The sequence below is a fragment of the Pseudoalteromonas sp. S3785 genome (genome assembly GCF_005887365.1).
Taxonomy (GTDB): Bacteria; Pseudomonadota; Gammaproteobacteria; order Enterobacterales; family Alteromonadaceae; genus Pseudoalteromonas.
Genome location: NZ_PNCT01000149.1, coordinates 1 through 425, shown reverse-complemented (window position 1 = coordinate 425; position 425 = coordinate 1). Strand labels below are relative to the sequence as shown.

At 52.5% G+C, this 425-nt stretch carries 1 protein-coding gene; it reads right to left on the bottom strand.

What is annotated here, in order from left to right; translation table 11 throughout:
• Positions 1-425 (bottom strand): Ig-like domain-containing protein (locus tag CWC17_RS18930; protein WP_249935953.1); only part of this gene is annotated, 425 nt, incomplete at both ends.

Here is a 425-nt window from a genome sequence, read left to right as displayed (position 1 = left end):
GTGCATCACTGGTGCCGCTTAGCGTTGGGGTTACGTCGTTACTTGAACCAGGGCTGGTTAACTCAAGCGTTGGCGCAATGGTGTCTACTTCACCTGAGCCAGAGGCTGTGGCTTCATTGCCAGCGGCATCGCTTACGCTTGCACTTACTGTGTAGCTGCCTTCAGCAAGGACTGTTGTAACAGGGACTGACCATGTACCACTTACACCTACTGTGGCAGTAATGGTTTGCTGTACACCGGCATTGTCTGTCACAACAATTGTGACTTCGCTACCTTGTGGTGCATCGCTTGTGCCGGAGATCGTCGGTGTTGTGTCGTTGCTCACGCCGTTATCTGTAATAGCAAGGCTGGGCAGGGTTAAATCAATCTCGCCAGTTTCGCTCGCGCTGCCAATATTACCCAGACCATCATCTACTTCGGCAGTG